Below are 21,663 nucleotides of genomic sequence, written 5' to 3'. Positions count from 1 at the left end.
ATGCCTGCTGACTCGTTCGACAACATCACCTACGAGGTCGACGGGCACACCGCCACCATCACGCTGAACCGGCCCCAGGCTCTCAACGCGCTCAGCCCGCACATGGTCACCGAGCTTCGCTCCGCCTACGACGAGGCCGAGAACGACGACAAGGTGTGGCTGACCATCGTCACCGGGACGGGTCGCGCCTTCTGCACGGGAGCCGACGTCGGCGCCATCCCCGAGGACGGCAAGGTGATCTACGAGCGGCCGTACCTGTCGACCTATGACCAGTGGGAAGCACCGCAGGAGGGCACACCGCCGTTTCGCACGGCGGCCAAGCCGGTGGTGACCGCCGTCAACGGATTGTGCTGTGGCGCAGGCATGGATTGGGTCACCACCTCCGACATCGTGATCGCGTCGGAGCAGGCGACCTTCTTCGATCCGCACGTCAGCATCGGATTGGTGGCCGGACGCGAGATGGTACGGGTATCGCGGGTGCTGCCCCGGTCGATCGCGCTGCGGATGGCGTTGATGGGCAAGCACGAACGGATGAGCGCACAGCGCGCCTACGAACTCGGGCTGATCAGCGAAGTCGTCGGGCACGACCGCCTGCTGGAGCGGGCACACGAGATAGCGGACATCGTGAACTCCAATGCGCCACTGGCGGTTCGGGGAACGCGGCTGGCCATCGTCAAGGGTCTGAATGTGCCGCTGCACGAAGCCGAGATCATGGCCGAGACGTTCCGCGAGCGAGTGCTGCGGACAGAGGATTCCGCCGAAGGGCCCAAGGCCTTCATGGAAAAGCGCAAGCCCAATTGGCAGTGCCGATGAATTTCGAAACCATCCTGCTCGACATCGACGGCGCCGACCATGTCGCCACGATCACGCTGAACCGGCCCGACCAGCTCAACGCGTTCAATCGCACCATGTGCGAGGAGATGGCGGAGGCCTGGCGCGTCGTCAAGCTGGACGAGTCGGTGCACGCGGTGGTGCTGCGAGCCACCGGGAACCGGGCGTTCAGCGCCGGTCTCGACATCAAATCGCCCTACGGGCAGCCCGAAAACGTCTGGAATCACGAGGATCCCGGGGAAGCGCTCAGCCCGAAATGGCAGAAGATGTGGAAGCCGGTGGTGTGCGCCGTACAGGGCATGTGCACGGCGGGCGCGTTCTATTTCGTCAACGAATCCGACGTCGTCATCTGTTCAACGGACGCAACGTTTTTCGATTCACATGTGTCGGCCGGCCTGGTCTGCGCCCTGGAGCCGATCGGTCTGATGCGCCGTATCGGTCTGGGCGAGACGTTGCGCATCGCCCTGATGGGCAACGACGAACGGGTCAGCGCCGACACCGCACTGCGGATCGGCCTGGTGTCCGAGGTGGTCGCCCCCGACCAGCTGTGGATCCGCGCCCACCAAATTGCGGCGACCATTGCCGCCAAACCACCGTCGGCGACTCAGGGCACCGTGAAAGCGATCTGGGAGTCGCTGGACAAGCCGTACCGGGCCGCGCTCGAGCACGGGCTCATCTACACCCGGCTGGGCAACCCGTTAGGCACTGCCGAACTGGCGGCGCAGCGCGACTCCGCGGGCAAGCCCGCCAGGAGCGAACCCGAAATACGGTGATGACCGCACACCCGTTGAGTCAACGCATCGCCGACGTGCTGAATCTGCAGCCCGGCGCGGATGCGATCGAATACAAGGATCGATGGTGCTCGTGGGGCCAGATAAGCGGCGCTGCCCGCCATATCGCTTCTGTGACAGCCGAATACGGCGATGACCCGCAGATCGGGATGCTGTTGCGCAACCGGCCTCCGCACGTGGCGGCCTTCCTCGGTGTGCTACTCGGCGGCGGAACCGTCGTCACCATCAACCCGTCACGCGGCGACGACCGCACCCGTGCCGATATCGCCGCGCTGGGGCTGCCACTGATCGTTGGCGAATCCGACGACCTGGAGACGCTCGTCGATCCGGGAACGCCGACGATGGCGATCTCGGGTCAGTTGGACGACGCGGAGCCCGGGCGATGCGGTGCCGGTCTGCGCACTCCGCAAGGCGTGGCGGTGCGGATGCTGACCAGCGGAACGACCGGTCCACCCAAACGAATCGACCTCAGCTACGACATGCTGGCCCGCAGCGTGATGGGGTCCGATCCGGGCAGCGCCCCCGCCCCCACGGAGCTGCGACGCGGTGTCGCGATCGTGAATTCACCGCTGGTGCATATCGGCGGCGTGTTTCGGGTGCTGCAGTGTGTCGCCGAGGCGCGATCCTTCGTGCTGCTGGAGCGGTTCGAACTCAACGCGTGGGCCCAAGCCGTACGCAAGCACCGGCCGCGCGCGGTATCGCTGGTGCCGGCCGCACTGCGGACGGTGTTGCACTCCGACTTGCAGCGAGCAGACCTCGACAGCGTCCGCGCAGTGACGTGTGGCACGGCACCGCTATCGGCCGACGATGCCGATGCCTTCACCGAGAAGTTCGGCATCCCGGTGCTGACCTCTTATGCCGCAACCGAATTCGGCGGCGGTGTCGCCGGGTGGACGCTGGGCGACTACCAGCAGTACTGGCGGGCCAAACGCGGCAGCGTGGGCCGGCCCAATCCTGGCGCACGCCTGCGGGTGGTCGACGACGCCGGCCGGCAGCTCGGGCCCGATCAGGTTGGCTTGCTGGAAGTGAAGCCCGGACAGCTCGGGCCGTCGGCGCAGTGGATGCGGACCACCGATATGGCACGCATCGACGCCGACGGTTTTGTCTGGATCGTCGGTCGAGCCGATCAGGCGATCATCCGTGGCGGATTCAAGGTGATGCCCGACGACGTGCGGGTTGCCCTGGAGAGCCACCCGGCGGTGGCCGGCGCGGCCGTGGTCGGGCGATCGGACGAACGCCTCGGCGAGACGCCCGTGGCGATGGTGGAGCTGCGCGAGTCGGCAGCTGCCGACACCGAGACGCTGGTCGAGTTTCTGCCCACCCGACTGGCCCGCTACGAGATTCCGACCGAGATCGCGATTGTCGCAACGATTCCGCGCACCCCCTCGGGCAAAGCCGACCTGAGCGCGATCCGACGCTTCTTCACCGAATCCGCCGCCGCCACAGACCATGCGCGGTGATTTCACGGTCGCCGAAATCCTGCGAGAGCACAGCCACTCGCGGGGCGACCACCCACTTCTGGTGTGCGACGAGGACCGGATCAGCTACGGCGGCGCCGATCGCCGCTCCGCGGAGCTGGCCCGCGGACTGATCGCCCTCGGCGCCGGCAAGGGCACGCATGTGGGCCTGCTGTATCCCAACGGCACCGAGTTCGTCGTCGGGATGCTGGCCGCCGCACGGATCGGGGCGGTGGTGATCCCGTTTTCCACCTTTGTCACCGCGCGCGAGATGCGCGAACAGCTGGTGCACAGCGATACGCGAATTCTGCTGTCCGCTGCGTCGTTTCGGTCCCACGACTATGTGCAACGACTGTGCGAGGTCCTTTTGGACGCCGACCTCGATTCCCGGTTGTTTTGCGCTGCCGCACCGCAATTGCGCCACGTTGCGGTCACTCACGAAACGGTCTACCGCCTGGCCGACACCGTCGACCCGGCGCTGCTGCGGGCCATGGAAGACGACGCCAACGGGAGTGACCCGCTGGCCATCGTCTACACCTCGGGGTCCACGGCCGCGCCCAAAGGCGTGGTGCACAGCCACGCCGCGCTGCTCGGACATCAGCACAACCTCAACGAGATTCGCGGCCTGGCCGCGACGGACACACTGTTCTGCAATTCACCGTTCTTCTGGATCGGCGGGTTCGCATTCGCCTTGCTCGCCACGCTGGTCGCCGGGTCGACCCTGCTGTGCTCCAACGCCACCGACGCCGCCGCGACCCTCGACTTGCTCGAGACCGAAAAGCCAACCATGACCAATGGTTTCGCGGCGGGTGTCGCGCATCTGGCCGAACACCCGAGCTTCGCCCAACGCGATCTGTCGTCAATGCGCCGGGGCAACCTGTACCCGATCCTGGCTCCCGATGCCCGGCCCGCCGACCCGGAACTCCGGCACAACATGCTCGGCATGACCGAAACCGGAAGCGTCGTATTGATCAGCGGCGACGAATCCGATCAGCCAGAAGAGCGCCGCGGGTCATACGGCAAGCCGGCGCCGGGATTTGAGGCCGTGGTCATCGATCCGGAGACAGGAGAAACCGTCAGCGCGGGCGAGACCGGCGAACTGTGGGTCCGCGGGCCCTACCTGATGCAGGGTTATTACAAACGCAGCCGCGAGGACTGCTTTGACGCCGACGGCTGGTTTCATACCGGCGATATGGCGCGCATCGACGCCGACGGATTCGTGTATTTCGTCGGACGGCGCAGCGCGATGATCAAGTCGGCGGGGGCCAATGTCTCGCCGCCCGAGGTGGAAAAGGCCATCGCCAAGGCCACCGGCGGACTGCGCGCCTACGTCGTCGGCGTTCCCGATTCCCGGCGGGGGCAGCTGGTCGCGGCAGTCATCGCCGTGCCGGACGGCGCCGATGCCTTCGACGAGGCAGGGCTGCGCGAGCGGCTGAAGGCGGAGTTGTCGACGTACAAAATCCCCGCCCGGTTCGTCGCCCTGCCCAGCGCCGAAATTCCGCTGCTTTCCAGCGGAAAGGTCGACACCCAGCAACTCAGGAAGCTGTTCGATGCCTGAACCGGTAGCGCACACCATCGACGAATTGGTCAGGTTGCGCGCCGCGCAGCACGGTGACCGCCCGATGGTGATCGATCCCACCGGCCGGGTCAGCTACCGCCAACTCGACTCGACCACAACAGATTTAGCGGCATGTTTCGTCGAAGCGGGTGTCGGCAAGGGCACTCGGGTCGCGCTGATCATGCCCAACTGCACCCGCTGGATAGAAATCGCCGTCGCCTTGACCCGCGTCGGTGCCGTCCTGGTGCCGCTGAGCACGCTGCTGCAGGCCGGTGAACTCGCCGCCCAGCTGCGCGTCGCGGCCGTGCAGTTCCTGGTCACCGTCGAAGAGTTCCGCGGCCACCGCTACGTTGACGACGTCCGGGCGCTACCCCCGCCCGAACTTCCTGCCTTACGCCAGGTTTGGACGACCGGACAGCTCGATGTCGCCACAGCGAGCGATCGCGTCCGCCGGATCATCGATGCGATGACGGAAACGGTGACCGCCGCCGACCCGATGGTGATCATGTTCACCTCCGGCAGCAGCGGAAACCCCAAGGGGGTCATACACTCTCATGGCAACGCGTTGGGCGCGGTGCGGTCGGGCCTGGCGGCGCGCTGCATCAGCTCCGACACTCGGCTATATCTGCCGATGCCGTTCTTCTGGGTCGGTGGCTTCGGCAGCGGAATTCTGTCGGCGCTGCTGGCAGGAGCCACCCTGGTGACCGAAGAGATACCGCGCCCCGACACCACCCTGCGACTGCTGGAACGCGAACGGGTCACGCTGTTTCGGGGCTGGCCCGACCAGGCCGAGGCTCTGGCAAGGCATGCGAGTTCGGCCGGCGTCGATCTGTCGGCGCTGCGGCCGGGCAGCCTCGACGCCCTGCTTCCGGTTGAGCAGCGGGCCGCGCCCGGAGCGCGGGCGGCGCTATTCGGCATGACGGAGGCGTTCGGGCCCTATTGCGGCTACCCCGCCGACACCGACATGCCCGCGTCGGCCTGGGGCAGCTGCGGAAAGCCCTTCGGCGGCATGGAAGTTCGCATCGTCGACCCCAACAGCGGCGCACCGGTGCCGCCCGGAACCGCCGGCATGATCCACCTCCGCGGACCACACACCCTGCGCGGAATATGCGGCCGCAGCCGGGAAGAGTTGTTCACCCCCGACGGCTTCTATCCCACCGGCGACCTCGGCCACCTCGACGACGACGGATTCCTGTTCTACCACGGCAGATCCGACGACATGTTCAAGGTCAGTGGCGCGACCGTATATCCCAGCGAGGTCGTACGGGCGCTGCGGAGCATCGACGGCGTCGACCACGCTTTCGTCACCAACGTGCCCGGCCCCGCGGGCGACCGGGTCGGCGCGGCCGTGGTGCGCGGCAAGCCGGCCTTGAATCGTGACCAGCTGCGCGATCAGGCGCGCACGCTGCTGAGCTCCTTCAAAGTCCCGACGGTATGGCTGTTTCTGGAATCCGACGAAGACGTTCCGCGCGGCGGCACCGGCAAGGTCGACACCCGCAGGCTGCGGGAGATGCTCGCCGAAACGAACCCTTAAGGCACCCGCGTCCAGGGTTGGCAGTTCTGCGACTCGAAGGCCTTGACCGATGTGTTGATATTCGCGTACATCGGCCCGATAGAGATGTTCGTCTGGAGCACATGCTCCTTGTTAGCGTCGGGCGTGCCGTAGGTGAACCACGCGCACATCGAATCCTGAGTCGGGACATTGTTGATCCACACTCCGACGACCGACGCCGACCCGTCCGTGTGGTACAGACCCGGTGCGATGTCAGGCCCGACGACAAAGACACCGTTCCCAGGAATCGGGTCCATCGCGGCAGCCGCCGGTGGCGCCATTGCGATCGCCGTCACACTTGCTACGAATATCGCCAGTGCTCGAAGTGCTCGGGCCATTTCTCTGCTCTCCACGCGGGCGTCCCCTAGAGGCAGCGTATGCGCAGGTCGGTTGCGCAACAACCCCCGTCGAGCTCAGCGAGGGGCCGGACGATCCGTATCTGCCACCACGCCCCGCGCGACAAGGTGATCGATCAACGGAACCGCACCGGCCGCAAGATGTTCCGACATCGCCGCGCGGGCAAGCACATCGTCGTGTATCTCGAGGGCGGCGAGGATCCGCCGATGATCCTCAATCGACTGGCTCGACCAGCCCTCGATCGCGGGGAACACCGATTCGGGCGCATACCGGGTGATCTGCGACATCAGTTGGGCAAGCTTTGGCGAGTCCGCCGCCACGTTGATCGCACGATGAAACTCGTGGTTGAGCCGGACCGTCCGCTCCTCGTCGTCACCGGCATAGGCGTCCTCGAGCTGGGCCTGGATCTGCTTCAGCTCGTGCAACTGATCGTGGTCGATGTTGACGGCGGCCCGCGCGGCCAGTTCGCCGCCGACATGAGCCTGGACATTCGCGACGTCGGTGACGTCGCGTCCGGTCACCGGCAACACCACGAACCCACGGTGGGGCTGTTGGGCGATCAAGCCCTCGGCACGCAACGCGAACAACGCCTCACGCACCGGTGTGACGCTGATCCCCAGTTCCGCCGCCAGTTGGTCCAGCCGAACATACGACCCCGCGGCATAGCTGCCGTCGAAGATCCTACGGCGGATGAGGCGCGCGACATCGTCGGAAAGTTGTGGCCGCGCAGCGAAATCCGGAACGCTCATCTCACACCTGGTACTCGGCGAGCAATCGCTTGCTGATGATGGACTTCTGGATTTCGCTGGTTCCTTCGCCGATGAGCAGGAAGGGCGCGTCGCGCATCAGCCGCTCGATCTCGTACTCCTTGGAATAGCCGTAGCCGCCATGGATCCGGAAGCTCTGCTGGGTGACCTCGGAACAGAGTTCGCTGGCCAGGTATTTGGCCATACCGGCGGCCACGTCATTGCGTTCCCCCGAGTCTTTGAGGCGTGCCGCGTTGACCATCATCAGGTGCGCCGCCTCGACTTTGGTTGCCATCTCGGCGAGTTGGAACGCGATGGCTTGATGCTCGGCGATCGGCTTGCCGAAGGTCTCGCGCTGCTGGGCGTAACGCACCGCGAGTTCGAAGGCGCGAAGCCCGACGCCGCAGGCACGCGCCGAGACGTTGACCCGGCCCACCTCGATGCCGTCCATCATCTGGAAGAAGCCTTGCCCGGGGGCACCGCCAAGAACGTCGTCGGCGCTGGCCTGGTAGCCGTCGAAGATCAGCTCGGTGGTGTCGATGCCCTTGTAGCCCAGCTTGTCGATCTTGCCCGGTATCACCAGGCCCGGCACGACTTCGCCGAAGCCCGTTGGCTTTTCGACCAGGAAGGCGGTGAGGTTGCGATGGGGCTTGTCCGCGCCCTCATCGGTCTTCACCAGCACCGCGATCAGCGTCGAACTGCCGCCGTTGGTCAGCCACATCTTCTGGCCGGTGATCCTGTAGTTGCCGTCGGAACTGCGGTCGGCCCGAGTCCGGATCGCGGCGACATCGGAACCCAACCCCGGCTCCGACATCGAAAAAGCACCACGCGTCTCGCCCGTCGCCATGCGTGGCAGGAAGCGCTGCTTCTGCGCGTCGGTGCCGTGCTGGCGCAGCATGTACGCGACGATGAAATGGGTGTTGAGCACCCCGGACACGCTCATCCAGCCGCGCGCCAACTCCTCCACGCACAGCGCGTAGGTCAGCAGCGACTCCCCCAGCCCGCCGTACTCCTGCGGAATCATCAGTCCGAACAGCCCCATGTCCTTCATCTGATCGACGAGGGGCTGCGGGTAGATATCGCCCCGTTCAAATTCCGCGGCATGGGGAATGACTTCCTTCTCGACGAATTGCCGTACCGTCGCGATGATCTCGGTCTGGAATTCGGTCAGACCCAGGGTTTGGGCGAGTTTTGTCATGCGCGGTCCCTTCAGGCGATCGTTTTGGTTTCCGCCAAACGCGCGATGTCCGCGGCGGTCAAACCGAGTTTTTCCGTGAGGATGTCGGCGGTGTCCCGGCCGAGCGCGGGCGCGGCCTCGCTGGTGGGGTGGACCCCGTCGAACGCGGCCGGCAGGCCGGCGGCCAGATATTCCCCGACACCGGGCTGGTGCAGCCGGGAGAACAGCGGATTGTCAGTCACTTTCGGGTCTTCGACCACCTCCGCGAAAGTGCGGTATCGCTCGAACAACACGGTGGTGCGCGACAGCGCCGCGGTGACCTGTTCGGCCGTCCGATCCGCGAACCAGGTGGCGAACAAACCCGACAGCACGTCACGGTAGCGGTAACGGTCACCTTCGACACCGAAGTCCACGCCCAACGCCCCGGCCAGAGCGGCCACCGCGGAGCCCGTACCGGTCACCTCGACCATGTCGCGAAAGTGCCTGGGAGTCAATATGACTACCATAAAACGCGCGCCGTCGGAACTGGTGAAGTCCTGGCCGTACTGGCCATAGATGGCGTTGCCCAGGCGCTCGCGCTGCGTCCCGATCACCTGCGGTTCGGTCAGCAATCCAAGATTTCCGGCCGTGGCCAGTGCGACATCCTCCAGCGCAAGCGTGATGCGAGCGCCCGCCCCGGAACGCTCACGCTGGTGCACCGCAGAGACAACCGCCAGCGCCGCGTACAGGCCGCAGCACACGTCCCAGGCAGGCAGCACATGGTTGATCGGACCGGCGTGGTTTGCCGGACCGGTCACCAAGGGATATCCGATGGCCGCGTTGACGGTGTAGTCGACCCCGGTGGACCCGTCGCCGCGCCCAAGCAGTTGCACATGGATGACGTCGGAACGGCTGGCGGCCAACGCATCATGACTCAGCCAGGGCAGCACCGCATTGGTCACGACAATGCCGTCGCCGTCGGTGACCAGCCGCTGGACCAGCTCCTGCCCCTTGGCCGAGCGCACGTCGATGGTGGCCGAACGCTTCCCCTTGTTCAGCCCGGTCCAGTAGATCGACGTGCCGTCGGCGGTCAGCGGCCAGCGCTTCACGTCCGAGGCGCCCCCAATCGGATCGACCCGGATCACCTGTGCACCAAGCTGGTTCAGCGTTACCCCGCACAGCGGCGCGGCGACGAAGCTGGACACCTCGACGACCGTAAGGCCGGTGAGCGGCTGCACGTCAGGCGACCCGCTCGAAAACCGCGGCGAGCCCCTGCCCGCCGCCTATGCACATGGTCTCCAGGCCGTATCGCGCCTGCCGGCGATTGAGCTCGCGCGCCAAGGTGGCCAGCATCCGGCCACCGGTCGCGCCGACCGGGTGACCCAGCGAAATTCCCGAACCATGAACGTTGGTCCTGTCGTGGTCGGGGGCGCCGAAGTTCCATTCCCGCATCACCGCAAGCGCCTGTGCGGCAAAGGCTTCGTTGAGTTCGATGAGATCGATGTCGCTCAGGCCCAGGCCCGCTTTGGCAAGCGCGGCCTCGGTCGCGGGGACCGGACCGATGCCCATGATGTTGGGCGCCACGCCCGCCAGCCCCCACGACACCAGGCGGACCAACGGGGTCAGGCCGTACTCGGCCGCCTTCTCCGGGGTCGTCACCACGCACATCGATGCCGCGTCATTCTGCCCACTGGAATTGCCGGCTGTGACCGTCGACTCCGGATCATCTTTCAGCAGAACCGGTTTGAGCTTGCTCAACGACTCCACCGATGTGTCGCCACGGGGATGCTCGTCGGTGTCGATGAGTTCCTCGCCGTGGCGGGTGCGTACCGAGACTGGAATGATCTCCTCGGCCAGGATGCCGTCCTTTTGCGCGGCCACCGCACGCTGGTGCGAGCGCACCGCGAGCTCGTCTTGCTCCTGACGTGAAATGCCGTACTGGCGGCGCAAATTCTCGGCCGTCTCCAACATCCCACCCGCAACCGGGTAGTGCCGCCCGCCCGCCGTGGTCCGCCCCCGGGCCAACCCATCGTGCACCTGCACGCCGCCGCGGGCACCACCCCAGCGCATGTCGGTGGAGTAGAAGGCGACGTTGCTCATGCTTTCGCAGCCGCCGGCGACCACGAGGTCATGGTCGCCGTTGCCCACCTGCAGACTGGCCTGGATGACCGCCTGCAGGCCCGACCCGCAACGCCGGTCAACCTGCATGCCCGGGACCGTCACCGGTAGACCGGCATCCAACGCCACCACGCGCCCGATCGCCGGCGCTTCGCTGTTGGGGTAGCAGTGCCCAAGAATCACGTCCTGCACGGCCTCGGGCGCCAGCCCGGTGCGGTCGAGCAGCCCTTTCAACGCGGCGACGCCGAGGTCAACGGCGGTCAGCGAGTTGAACATTCCGCCGTAGCGGCCGATCGGCGTCCGAACCGGTTCGCAGATCACGGTTTCGCGCATGTCAAGACCTCTCAGAGATGACGGCCGCCGGTGATTTCCATGACGGTTCCGGTCATGTAGGACGACAGGTCGGACGCCAAGAACAGGGCCACGCTGGCGACCTCGCTCGGCTCGCCGGCCCGGCCCATCGGCACCTCGGCGACCTTCGAATCCCAAATTCGTTGCGGCATCGCCTCTGTCATGGCCGAGCGAATCAGACCAGGTGCGATGGCATTGACCCGAACCCCAAGGTAGGCAAGCTCTTTGGCGGCAGCCTTGGTCATCCCCACGATGCCCGCTTTGGCCGCCGAGTAATTGGTCTGCCCGACCATCCCGACCTTCCCGGACACCGAGGACATGTTGATGATCGCGCCTCGCTTGTTTTCCCGCATGATCGCCGCCGCCAAGCGAGTGCCGTTCCACGTCCCCTTGAGGTGCACGTTGATCACCTGATCGAACTGCTCCTCGGTCATCTTGCGCATGGTCGCGTCACGGGTGATCCCGGCGTTGTTGACCATGATGTCCAGGGCGCCGAAACGGTCGACCGCCGTCTGGATCAGGGTTTCGACTTCGGCGGCTTGCGTGACATCGCAGCGGACCGCTACAGCGACGTCGTCACCGCCCAGTTGTTTGGCAACGGCTTGGGCCGCTTCGAGATTGACGTCGCCGAGCACAACTCGCGCGCCCTCGGCGACAAAACGTTCCGCGATGGCCAGGCCAAGTCCTTGTGCTGCGCCGGTGATGACCGCTGTCTGACCGCTGAGCAACGACACTTCGTCACATCCTTACCTGTTGTTGGACCGGCTGGGCTCCGTCGATCGAATATCATATTTCATATAGGATTCTCTCCGACATCAGGCTCGGTCTTGATTACCGGCGCCTTGCCTTGCCCATGACGATGGCGCAACGGCTGTCGAACAAGGCCGGAGAGGAGCGTCCATCGATGACCAGTGCCGACAACGTGGAAGTGTCCGACGAGGACTTCCAGGAGATCCTCGCGCAGACCCGTCACTTCGTTCGCACCGCGGTAGTCCCCCGCGAGCAGGAGATCCTCGACGACGACCGGGTACCCGACGACCTGCGCGAGCAGGCCAAGAAGATGGGGCTGTTCGGTTATTCCATACCCCAGGAGTGGGGCGGCCTGGGCCTGAATCTCGTGCAAGATGTCGAGCTGGCAATGGAATTGGGCTACACGTCGCTGGCGCTGCGGTCGATGTTCGGAACCAACAACGGCATCGCCGGACAGGTCTTGGTCGGGTTCGGCACCGACGAGCAGAAGGCCCGGTGGCTGGAGCCGATCGCGACGGGTGACGTCGTGGCCTCCTTCGCGCTGACCGAACCGGGCGCCGGCTCGAATCCGGCCGGCTTGAAGACGAAAGCCGTTCGCGACAAAGATGATTGGGTGATCGCTGGCCAGAAGCGCTTCATCACCAATGCGCCCGTCGCCGACCTGTTCGTGGTGTTCGCACGCACCCGGCCGGCCGACGACGAGGGCCCCGGTATCGCGGTCTTTCTGGTTCCCGCAGACGCCGCGGGAGTCGAGGTGGGCGCCAAAGACGCCAAGATGGGCCAAGAAGGCGCCTGGACCGCGGACGTGAGCTTCGATGACGTCCGCGTGGGACCCGATGCGCTCATCGGGGGCAGCGAGGACGTCGGTTATCGGGCGGCGATGACGTCGTTGGCACGCGGCCGGGTCCACATCGCCGCGCTCGCCGTTGGCGCGGCGATGCGCGCGCTCGACGAGTCGGTGTCCTATGCCGCCACCGCGACTCAGGGCGGCGCGCCGATCGGTAGCTTCCAGTTGGTCCAGGCGATGCTCGCCGACGAGCAGACCGAAGTGATGGCGGGCCGCGCGCTGGTCCGCGAGGCCGCGCGGCTGTGGGTCAGCGGCGAGGACCGCCGGGGAGCGCCGTCGGCGGCGGAGGTGTTCTGCACCGAAATGGCCGGCAGGGGAGCCGATCTCGCGGGGCAGATTCACGGCGGCAGCGGGTACATGCGTGGCGTCCCGGTGGAACGGATCTACCGTGACGTGCGCCTGCTGCGGCTATATGAGGGCACCAGTGAGATTCAGCGCCTGATCATCGGGTCGAACCTCGTCAAAGTGGCGCAACGAGCCACCACAACGAAGGAGCGTTAATGGCCGGAAGGCTTGAGGGGAAAGTCGCTTTCATCACCGGGGCCGCACGCGGCCAGGGTCGCGCTCACGCGGTTCGCATGGCTAGTGAGGGCGCCGACATCATCGCCGTCGACATCGCCGGCAAGCTGCCGAACTGCGTTCCCTACGATCCGGCGACCGAAGAGGACCTCGCCGAAACCGTACGCCTGGTCGAAGAGACGGGCCGCCGGATCTTCGCGTCGGTCGTCGACACCCGCGATCTGGATGCGCTGCGCAAGGCCGTCGACGACGCCGTCGCCGAACTGGGACGCCTCGACGTCATCGTGGCCAACGCGGGTGTCGCCGCTCCCCAGCCCTGGAACGAAATCACGCCCGAGTCGTTTCGCGATGTCATGGATATCAATGTGACGGGCACCTGGAACACCGTGATGGCCGGCGCGGACAAGATCATCGACGGGGGTCGCGGCGGCTCGATCATCCTGATCAGTTCGGCGGCCGGGGCCAAGATGCAGCCGTTCATGGTGCACTACACCGCCAGTAAGCACGCGGTCACCGGGCTCACGCGCGCGTTCGCCGCCGAGCTGGGCAAACACTCGATCCGGGTCAACAGCGTCCACCCCGGGCCGGTCAACACCGCGATGGGATCCGGCGACATGGTCGACGCGGTCGGCCGAGCCATGGAAACCAACCCGCAGCTGGCACATGTACTCACACCGTTTCTGCCGGACTGGGTCGCCGAGCCGGAAGAGATCGCCGACGCCGTGTGCTGGCTGGCCAGCGATGAGTCGCGCAAGGTCACCGCAGCCCAGATCCGGGTCGACCAGGGCTCGACCCAGTACTGATCGCCAGCAGATCCGCCCGACCGATCCGCAAAGCCGCGCAGGCCGTGCGGGGAAACGCTCGTAGTCTCCGGATTCGGCAACGGGAGCCAGCAGCCGACGATCCCGCCAGTCGGTGATCTAGATCATATTGTTATCAAAAAGTGATGGGCGTCACGCTCAATGGTCAAGCACGAAAATTTATCTCTCTCTTATTCTCTCATCATGGGTCGGGACCCCTTGCCGACGAATGCTGTTCAGCCGGACGCGGCTGACGTCAACGACTACCTGCTTGCCGACGGCACGATCGTCATACCCGACGGCGTGACGCTCACGTCATTTTTCGATCGAAACCGCCGCGCGCTCGGGGACAGCCCGTCCTATCGCTTCATCGACTACTCGAAGGACCCCGACGGGCGAGTCATCGATATGAGCTGGAACGAGCTGTGGACGCGAGTCCGGGCGATCGGCGCCCGCCTGCAGCAGGTCACCCGCCCCGGAGACCGGGTGGCGATCGTCGCGCCCCAAGGTGTGGAGTACGTGGCTGCCTTCTTTGCCGCCGTCCACGCGGGCAACACCGCGGTGCCCCTGTTCGCGCCATCGTTGACCGGGCACGCGGAACGGCTGACCGCGGTGCTGGCCGACGCCCGCCCCACCGTCGTGCTGACCACCACCGCGGCCGCCGAGTCGGCGCGGGAATTCCTGCGCACCCATCCGGTCGCCGGGCGGCCGCGGCTGATCGCCATCGACGCGATCCCCGCGTCGCTCGCGTCGATGTTCACCGAGCCGAACGTGAGCACCGACGATGTCGCCTACCTGCAGTACACGTCCGGCTCGACCCGCATCCCCGCCGGAGTCGAGATCACCCATCGCGCCGTGTGCACCAACGTGGTGCAGATGGCCGCGGGCGCCGGGCTGGATCGCGGAATCCGCAGCGTGAGTTGGCTGCCGCTCTATCACGACATGGGTTTGCTCATGCTCATGTTCCCGGCTTTGTGCGGCGGGTACCTGGTGATGCTGGATCCCATGGCGTTTGTTCGCCGCCCGTTCCGATGGATCAAGCAGCTCAGCGCGGAGGCCGCCTACGGCCGCACGTTTGCCGCGGCCCCCAACTTCGCCTACGAACTCACCGCCGAGCGCGGGCTGCCTCCCGCCGGCGAGACCGTCGACCTGCGCAACGTGGTCGGGTTGCTCAATGGCTCAGAGCCGGTGACGGTCTCGGCCATCGAGAAATTCACCGCGGCATTCGAGCCGTACGGCCTGCCCAAGACGGCGATCAAGCCGTCCTACGGGATGGCCGAGGCGACGCTGGGCGTGGCCACGCTCGCCCCCGACGCGGCGGCAAGTGCGGTGTACCTCGACCGCAGCGAACTCGCCGCCGGGCGCGCGGTGGTCGTCACGCCGGATACCCCGGGCTCCGTCGCCCATGTCTTTAGCGGCCCCCTGATGCCGGATCTGTGGGCGGTGATCACCAACACCGAAGGCGCGGAGGTCGCCGACGGTGTGGTCGGGGAAATCTGGTTGCACGGCAACAACATTGGCCGCGGATACTTCCGCCGCGAAGAGGAAACACAACGCACCTTCGGCAACAAGCTGCAGTCCCGGATCGAGCACGGCAGCCATGCCGAGGGTGCCGCGGACAACAGCTTCTGGCTGGCCACCGGCGATCTCGGTGTCTATATCGACGGCAAGCTGTACCTGACCGGCCGCGTCAAAGACCTCATCATCGTCGACGGCCGCAACCACTACCCGCACGACATCGAGACGACGGTCAGTCACGCATCGAGCGCGATCCGCACCGGTTACGTGGCCGCGTTCTCGGTTCCCGCCGACTCGCTCAGCGCTGAGGGAAGCCGCGCCGGCGAGCGGCTCGTCGTCGTCGCCGAACGTGCCGCAGGCGTCGGGCGCAGCGATCCCGCGCCGATCGAGGCGGCCGTGCGCGCAGCGGTCTCCCGCGAGCATCATCTCCGCATTGCCGACCTGCGGCTCGTCGCCGCAGGCAGCATCCCCCGCACTACCAGCGGCAAGCTCGCCCGCAACGCGTGCCGGGCCGAGTACCTCGACGGGCGATACGACCGTTAACCGGGCTCAGCCGATCAGGTCCAACGTCTGCAGCTCACGGATCGCCCGACATCCCCGCGCCAGCATGGTCAGCACCATGTCGTCGCCGCGGTCCGTCGCGGCCGCGAAAGCGAACCCCAGAGCAGAGATCAGCGGAGCCTGGATGACCCCGAGACGGTAATCGCGCCAACACGTTTCGCGGTCGTACCCCGTCACGCCATACCCCAGCAGCGCCTGGTGATAGTCGTCGACCAGGTTTCGCTCGATCGCCGCGCGCAGTTGCGAATCCAGGCTGGTCGCAGTGAAATACGCGAGATCCCGCGCCGGAAGACCGACGCCGAGCGTCTGCCAGTCGACGACGCTCACCCAACGGTTTTCGGGATCGAACAACAGATTGTCGAGGCGATAGTCACCGTGCATCAGGGCGAACCGCTCGGGATCGGTCAACAGCCAGGGTGTCACCTTGGCCATTGCCGCCCTGAAGGTCTCGCGATCCTCAGCGGTCATCCGGTCGCCGAGCTTTTCGAGGGTGATGTCGACACTCATCATCGCTACATCGCCAAGACCCTTGGCGGAGGCCTCATCCGGGCGCGGGAACCCGAGGCCGGGCAGGTCCAGCCAGAACGGATCGCACCAACTGGGGCCGTGCAGCCCGGCCAGCGCCACCACCGCCAGCCTCGCCTCCTGCTCGCCGCAGCCGGCGATCTGATCGCCCTGCACCGCGGGCGCTTGGTCGGCGAGCAACAACGCGTAGTTCATGGCGTCGTCGCTGATTTCGCAGTAGAAGCACTGCGGCGTCGGCACCCGCACCCGATCGGTCACCGCGGCGTAGAACGCGCATTCGCTGCGGTAGCCGATGACGACCCGGTCCCGCACGGTGTCGTCCAGGGCCGGCAGCTTGATCACGAACGTTGGCGGCAGGTCTTCCGGAGCCGCGGCGTAGGTGGCCGTCACGCGATACGTCGCCCCGGTCTGCCCGGTGCCGATGGGAACGACGTCGACGTCGACGACCTCGACGGCCGCACCGCGCCCGCTCAACGCCGCCGACAGCCATTGCGCTGTCACGTCGGCGGGATAGCGGGGAATCGACACCACAGCACTCATACGCACACGCCTCCGTCCGACCGTTTTATGAACTGTAAGGCATACGGCAAGCCCTGCGGTCAACGGCCGTTACTTAGTCGGCGAGGATGTGCCATTGCGCGGCGTCGTGCTGCTGGCGCCAGAACTCGTCGAAACGTCCACCCGCGGCGAGCAATTCGTCGACCGACCCGTCCTCGACGATTCGGCCGTTGTCAACGAACAAAACGCGATCGGCATGACGAATGCTGGCCAGCCGATGGGCGACGATGACCCGGGTGCGCGACCGCGGGTCGGCAGTGAGCGCATCGACCACAGCAACCTCGTTCTCGGTGTCCAATGCGCTGGTCGCCTCGTCAACCAGCAGCACCGGCGCGGGCTTCAGCAGGGCACGGGCGATGCTGACGCGCTGCCGCTCGCCGCCGGACAACGCCGACCCGGCTTCGCCGACCACCGTGTCGGCCCCGTCGGGCAGCCTGCCGATGAGCTCGTCGACCCGGGCCAGGCCGATCGCCCCGGACACCTGGTCGTCACCGGCGCCGGGATCCCCGGCGAGCACGTTCTCGCGGATCGTCCCGTGGAATAGGTACGGATGCTGAAACACCACACTGCTGGCCTGACGCCGCGACTCGGCATCCAGGGTGGCGGCGTCCGCGCCGTCAAGCAGCACGCGCCCGCGGGTCGGCTGATGCAGCCCGGCGATGAGCGAGAGGATCGTGCTCTTCCCTGAGCCACTCGGACCGACAATGGCCGTCGTGGTTCCCGGCTGCAGGGCGAAGCTGACGCCGTCCAGCACCGGCGTGCTGGCGCCGTCGTAACCGAAGGCGACGTCATCGAACTCGATGACCGGGGCCTTAGCTTCGTCTCGAGATCCTTCGCCGAGCGTGCCGGCTCCGGCCCCGATCACCGGCGCGCTGAGCACCCCGCCGATGCGATCGAGCGTGGCGCGGGTGCTCTCCAGCGCCGGCGCCAACTCGCTGACGGTGGTGAATGGCTCCAGGTAGCGGGCGATCACGACGATCAGCGCTATCGCCTCGGCGACGGTGAGCGTGCCATTCACGGTCAACGCCGTGGTCGCACCGGCCAACAGGATGAGTGCCAGCTGGCTGGCAACGCTGAACAGCAGCTGGCCCGGGATCTGCATGCCGAGCAGCCGCATCGTCGCGCTGTGCTGCGCGGCCAGCGCGGAGCCCACCAGAGAGCGGGCCGGCTCGACGCGCCGAGCGGCGCGCAGCGCCTGCTGGGTGCGGGCGAATTCGATGATCCGCTCGGTGAGCGCGGTGTTGGCGTCTCCGGCCGCCGCGTCGGCACGCCGCGTCAGCCGCGCCGAGGCCCACAGCGCACCCAGCAGCAGCGGCACGCCGGCCAACGCGGCCGCCCCCAGCTGCCAGGAGATCGGCAACAGCGCCAGCGCGATGACGGCGGGTAGCAGAATCGCGGTGATCAGCGGGGTCAACAGGTTGACCACGAGGCCGACCAGCTCCGGACCGGTTGCCGCGATCGCCTGCCGTGACATCGCGGTGTTCTCGGCGGTGAACCAGTCCAGCCGAACCCGCGGCAGCCGGTCGGCGACGTCGTGCTGGGTGTGGTCGAGGACGGCGAAGCCCAGATCGAAACCGATCCGCGCCGTCATGGTGTCGATCACCCACCCGGTCAGGGTCGCCGCGGTGAGCCAGCCCAGCCACACCAGCGCGTGACGCGGCGAGTCGCTGAACAACGCGCCGACCAGCGGGACGAGCAAGACCGCGCCGACGGCGCGCACCACGACCGAGACGAACGCGAGCACGGCGTAGGTGATCACCTTGGCGCGCCGGTCCGGCGGGACCAGGCCGATCCACGTGCGGATCATCGTGCACCCTCCGCCGGCACCGCGGTGGCGGCCAGCGGCTTGCCCTGGCCCGTCTCCCACAGCCGGCGGTACCGTCCGTCGGCGGCGAGCAACTCCTCGTGGGTGCCACGCTCGACGATCCGCCCGTGATCGAGCACGGCGATCTGGTCGGCCCGGGTGATGGTGTGCAACCGATGGGCGATCACCAACACGGTCCGATCCTGGGTTAGCCGGTTAAGTGCTTGCTGCACAAGGTATTCCGACTCCGGATCGGCGAATGCCGTGGCCTCGTCGAGGATGAGCACCGGGGTGGCGGCGAGGATCGCACGCGCGATGGTGAGGCGTTGCCGTTCCCCACCCGAGAGCGCCGTGCTGGCGCCCAGCACGGTGTCGTAGCCGTAGGGCAGTCGCAGCACGCGGTCGTGGATTTGCGCTTCGCGGGCCGCGGCCTGGATTTGTTCGACGTCGGCATCCGGGACGGCCAACGCGATGTTCTCGGCGACCGTGCCATGCACCAGCTGGGTCTCCTGCAGGACGAAACCGATTCGCGTGTAGAGCTCGTCCGCAGTCAGCGACCGGATGTCTTGTCCCCCAACACGTATCGAACCATGCTCGACATCGTGGAATCGGGCCAACAGCGCGGCAAGCGTCGACTTTCCGGATCCGGACGGACCGACGAGCGCCGTGACCGTGCCCGGTCGCAGTTCCAATGACACGTTCTGGATCACCGGAACGCCCGGGCGGTAGCTGAAGCCGACGCGGTCGAATTCCACCATGCCCGCTGAGTCGTCGCGGGGCTCCGCCCCACGCAGCTCCTGCATCGCGAGGTCGGGTTCGTCGAGCGCGATCTGCAGGCGTCGCGCGGCCAGCATCCCGGCGCGGATCCCACCGAGGCCGTACGCGATGCCGAGTAGCCGGACGCCAAACGTGGTGCCCAGCAACAAAAACGGCAGCAGGTTCACCGGATCCATCCGGTGCGTGACGACCAGTAACGTACCTGCGGTCGCAATGAGCCACAGGAACGTCGAGGGCCGGGTGGTCAGGTCCATCGCGGTCTTCTTGCCGGCCAACGGGCGTTGCCAGGCGACCAGGAATCCGATGTACTCGTCGAGGCGACGCCGGAAGCTCGAGGCGGCCGCACCGCCGAAGACGCGAATCACCGGCTGTCCCTCGAGGTACGCGCCGGCCTCGCCGTTCATTCTCTCGGCCCACTTCTGCGCCTGGACGATCCGCGGGCCCGATTGGATGGTCAGCGACGACGTCATCACGAGGTAGACGAGCACCGGCCCGAACAAGACCAACGCCACCCGCCAGTCGACGACGAACAGATAGATCAACACCGCCACCGGCGCGACGGCCGCATTGACCGCATCCGGGATGGCATGGGTGACCAGATAGTGCAGTGCCAAGGTGTCGTCGCTGACCAGCTGTTTGATCGAACCCGAGCCGCGAGCGGTGAACCAGCCCAACGACAATCGGGACATCTTGGTCAACAGCCGCGAACGCAGATCGCTGGCGAACCGAGCGTCGACGACGTGCAGCCAGAGCGTCAAGGCGGCGCCCAGCACGGTGCCCAAGCCCAGCACCGACACGGCCGCGATTCCGACGTTCCACAATCGGGACGCTTCGGCGCCCGACCCGAGCAACCGGGCCAGCTCCACCAGTAACACGAACGGCGCCAGCTGGACCAGGGTGATCACGGCCTGCAGCACACCGGAGATGATCAGCGCCGAGCGCAGCGGGGCGAGCAACCGGCCGGCGGCCTGAGCACGCCAATTCCCCTGCGGGGCAACGGGCGCGACGGACTGCGGCTCCGGCTGCGCTTCCGGCTGCGCCACAACGCTTTCCGGCTCAACTGTGTCGATCACCGGAGAGTCACCGTCGGACTCGCCGCCGCGGGTGGTGCCCATCTCGCGGCCGGCGCTCCAATACGCCTGCGCATGCACCTCGGATTTCGGGAAGCCGAACACGTCACGCAGTCGCTTGCGGACGTGTTTGAGCGTGGTCGCCTCCGGTGTCGCCCAGGCATACCAATTCGACCAGTCCCGGGATTCGATGGCGTTGGCCAGCGATTGCTCGTCGTGGCGGGGAACCCAGTGCACCCGCAGACGCGGATGCTCCGCGATCGGGATCAACGCGTCGTTGTCGTCGTGCCGCTCGAGATACAACTCGATGGGGACGTCGTCGGGAATCGTGCCGATGATGCCGTTGATTCCCGGGATGGACGCTGAATCGCCGATCAACAGATATCCGGCCGGCTGTTCGGCGGGGACGTCGAAACGCGACGAGCCCATCAGCGACATCACCGCGATCGTGGTGCCGGGCGCGACGGTGCGTGCCCACTTCGACGCCGGGCCGGCCGGCTCGTGCAGCACCACGTCGACCGCAAAACGGCCGGTGGCGGCATCGGCCTCGGAGATTGTGTAGGCGCGCTGGAACTCGGTGTCCGAGCCGTCGGGGTCGGGGAACCAGAACCGCAACCAGGCGGCGGGTTCGTCCTCGGCGTCTTCGAACAGGGTCGGCGACACCATCCGTATCCGCACGAAGTGCGGTGCGATCGGCACGGTTTCGGTCACCGTCGCGGTGTGGTCACGCGCACCGAAGCCCCGCAATAACGCACCCTGGAACCCGCGTGCCATCAACGGTCCTCTCCCGCGGCGGCGAATTCGGCCACGACTGCAGCGCACCTGGACGTAAAAAGTAAGGGTTGCCTTACCATAGCTTAAGCCCGGTTGGCCAGTCGAGGCGCGGGTGCGCAGTTGCTTGGCACCGCATCGTGATCGACGCCGCCCTAATTCGGGGTGTAGCCACACCCACGCGCCATGCACGCATACGCCTTAGCGCCATCCGAAGTCTGTACCCCATGACGAGACGCATCAGAA

General features: G+C 66.6%; 17 protein-coding genes. 8 read left to right on the top strand and 9 right to left on the bottom strand.

Annotated features, from left to right (window positions below):
- Genes MNAB215_RS18845 through MNAB215_RS18825 form a run of 5 tightly spaced genes read left to right on the top strand, consistent with a single transcriptional unit; the run spans position 1 to position 6,171 of the window.
- Positions 1-813, top strand: coding sequence for an enoyl-CoA hydratase/isomerase family protein (locus MNAB215_RS18845; RefSeq protein ID WP_077080165.1), 813 nt, complete (start codon positions 1-3; stop codon positions 811-813).
- Positions 810-1,604: an enoyl-CoA hydratase/isomerase family protein gene (locus tag MNAB215_RS18840; protein ID WP_077082142.1), complete on the top strand. Its 795-nt coding sequence runs from the start codon at positions 810-812 to the stop codon at positions 1,602-1,604. Before MNAB215_RS18845 ends, MNAB215_RS18840 begins: the two co-directional genes overlap by 4 nt.
- Entirely contained in the window at positions 1,604-3,082 is a 1,479-nt protein-coding gene (locus tag MNAB215_RS18835; RefSeq protein ID WP_077080164.1) for a class I adenylate-forming enzyme family protein, read from the top strand. Before MNAB215_RS18840 ends, MNAB215_RS18835 begins: the two co-directional genes overlap by 1 nt.
- Positions 3,072-4,637 carry a class I adenylate-forming enzyme family protein gene (locus MNAB215_RS18830; RefSeq protein WP_077080163.1) on the top strand — a complete coding sequence of 522 codons (1,566 nt, stop codon included), beginning with the start codon at positions 3,072-3,074 and terminating at the stop codon, positions 4,635-4,637. The genes MNAB215_RS18835 and MNAB215_RS18830 overlap by 11 nt, the downstream gene beginning before the upstream one ends.
- Positions 4,630-6,171, top strand: a complete 1,542-nt coding sequence (locus MNAB215_RS18825) for a class I adenylate-forming enzyme family protein (protein WP_077080162.1) — start codon at positions 4,630-4,632, stop codon at positions 6,169-6,171. Before MNAB215_RS18830 ends, MNAB215_RS18825 begins: the two co-directional genes overlap by 8 nt.
- Here MNAB215_RS18825 and MNAB215_RS18820 read toward each other — a convergent pair.
- The 6 genes from MNAB215_RS18820 to fabG all read right to left on the bottom strand — a co-directional run bounded on the left by MNAB215_RS18820 (position 6,168) and on the right by fabG (position 11,651).
- Positions 6,168-6,527 (bottom strand): Rv1352/Rv1906c domain-containing protein, encoded by a 360-nt coding sequence (locus MNAB215_RS18820; protein WP_077080161.1) that lies wholly within the window; start codon positions 6,525-6,527, stop codon positions 6,168-6,170. The genes MNAB215_RS18825 and MNAB215_RS18820 overlap by 4 nt on opposite strands.
- Positions 6,528-6,602: 75 nt before the next feature.
- Complete coding sequence (locus MNAB215_RS18815; RefSeq protein ID WP_077080160.1) at positions 6,603-7,295, bottom strand: GntR family transcriptional regulator; 693 nt, start codon at positions 7,293-7,295, stop codon at positions 6,603-6,605.
- 1 nt (position 7,296) lies between these two features.
- Complete coding sequence (locus MNAB215_RS18810; protein WP_077080159.1) at positions 7,297-8,490, bottom strand: acyl-CoA dehydrogenase family protein; 1,194 nt, start codon at positions 8,488-8,490, stop codon at positions 7,297-7,299.
- A gap of 11 nt (positions 8,491-8,501) precedes the next feature.
- Positions 8,502-9,686, bottom strand: coding sequence for a CoA transferase (locus tag MNAB215_RS18805; RefSeq protein WP_077080158.1), 1,185 nt, complete (start codon positions 9,684-9,686; stop codon positions 8,502-8,504).
- Between the two features lies 1 nt (position 9,687).
- Complete coding sequence (locus MNAB215_RS18800) at positions 9,688-10,899, bottom strand: acetyl-CoA C-acetyltransferase (RefSeq protein ID WP_077080157.1); 1,212 nt, start codon at positions 10,897-10,899, stop codon at positions 9,688-9,690.
- Positions 10,900-10,910: 11 nt separating this feature from the next.
- A complete protein-coding gene (gene fabG / locus MNAB215_RS18795; RefSeq protein ID WP_077080156.1) occupies positions 10,911-11,651 on the bottom strand; it encodes a 3-oxoacyl-ACP reductase FabG in 741 nt (246 codons plus the stop codon).
- 170 nt (positions 11,652-11,821) lie between these two features.
- Between fabG and MNAB215_RS18790 the strand changes: the two genes are divergently transcribed.
- The 3 genes from MNAB215_RS18790 (at position 11,822) to MNAB215_RS18780 (ending at position 15,894) form a co-directional block, all read left to right on the top strand.
- Positions 11,822-13,015 carry an acyl-CoA dehydrogenase family protein gene (locus tag MNAB215_RS18790; protein ID WP_077082141.1) on the top strand — a complete coding sequence of 398 codons (1,194 nt, stop codon included), beginning with the start codon at positions 11,822-11,824 and terminating at the stop codon, positions 13,013-13,015.
- Positions 13,015-13,836: a mycofactocin-coupled SDR family oxidoreductase gene (locus MNAB215_RS18785; RefSeq protein WP_077080155.1), complete on the top strand. Its 822-nt coding sequence runs from the start codon at positions 13,015-13,017 to the stop codon at positions 13,834-13,836. The genes MNAB215_RS18790 and MNAB215_RS18785 overlap by 1 nt, the downstream gene beginning before the upstream one ends.
- Before the next feature lie 201 nt (positions 13,837-14,037).
- Positions 14,038-15,894, top strand: a complete 1,857-nt coding sequence (locus MNAB215_RS18780) for a fatty acyl-AMP ligase (RefSeq protein ID WP_077080154.1) — start codon at positions 14,038-14,040, stop codon at positions 15,892-15,894.
- Between the two features lie 6 nt (positions 15,895-15,900).
- On the opposite strand, the gene MNAB215_RS18775 is transcribed toward MNAB215_RS18780, so the two are convergent.
- From MNAB215_RS18775 to MNAB215_RS18765, 3 genes are all read right to left on the bottom strand, one after another.
- Positions 15,901-16,977 (bottom strand): phosphotransferase family protein, encoded by a 1,077-nt coding sequence (locus MNAB215_RS18775; RefSeq protein ID WP_077080153.1) that lies wholly within the window; start codon positions 16,975-16,977, stop codon positions 15,901-15,903.
- Positions 16,978-17,050: 73 nt separating this feature from the next.
- Positions 17,051-18,802, bottom strand: coding sequence for an ABC transporter ATP-binding protein (locus MNAB215_RS18770; protein WP_077082140.1), 1,752 nt, complete (start codon positions 18,800-18,802; stop codon positions 17,051-17,053).
- A complete protein-coding gene (locus MNAB215_RS18765; protein WP_077080152.1) occupies positions 18,799-21,420 on the bottom strand; it encodes an ABC transporter ATP-binding protein/permease in 2,622 nt (873 codons plus the stop codon). Before MNAB215_RS18765 ends, MNAB215_RS18770 begins: the two co-directional genes overlap by 4 nt.
- Between the last annotated feature and the right edge of the window lie 243 nt (positions 21,421-21,663).

The sequence above is a fragment of the Mycobacterium numidiamassiliense genome (assembly GCF_900157365.1).
Taxonomy (GTDB): Bacteria; Actinomycetota; Actinomycetes; order Mycobacteriales; family Mycobacteriaceae; genus Mycobacterium; species Mycobacterium numidiamassiliense.
Note: the sequence above shows the minus strand (reverse complement) of the source record. Positions and strands in the feature narration are given on the sequence as shown.